General features: G+C 67.6%; 1 protein-coding gene. It reads left to right on the top strand.

Annotated elements, in window-relative coordinates:
- On the top strand, positions 1–553 hold a 553-nt coding region (locus AC5P1C_RS43930), incomplete at both ends, for a GHMP family kinase ATP-binding protein (protein WP_493871607.1).

Raw genomic sequence — 553 nt, 5'->3', positions numbered from 1 at the left:
GTACGAACCTCGCCGCCCGAGCGGTGGAACTGCTGGCCGATCGGCGCGGTCGCTCGCCCGACGTTCACATCCATATCGCCAAGGCCATCCCGGTCGCCGGAGGAATGGCCGGCGGCAGCGCCGATGCTGCAGGGGCGCTACTCGCCTGCGACACACTATGGCGGACACGCACCTCTCGTTCCGAGTTGCTCTTCATTTGCGGCCAACTGGGGAGCGACGTCCCGTTCAGCCTGGCCGGCGGCGCGGCGATCGGCACCGGCCGAGGCGAACAGCTGACACCGCTAGAGGTGACGGGCACCTTCCACTGGGTGTTTGCCATGGCTGACGGCGGACTGTCGACACCAGCGGTGTACAGAGAACATGACCGTCTCAAGACAGGCAGCGTTGGCGCCCCTGCCGCATCGGCGGCGCTCCTCAACGCTCTCCGCCGTGGCGATCCCCATACGTTGGCCTCCTGTCTCACCAATGACCTCCAGCGCGCAGCCCTTTCCCTGCACCCCCCTCTGATGGACACTCTGGCTGCGGGCAAGGCGGCTGGGGCCCTGTCGGGCAT

Source organism: Streptomyces sp. A18 (assembly GCF_059026065.1).
Note: the sequence above shows the minus strand (reverse complement) of the source record. Positions and strands in the feature narration are given on the sequence as shown.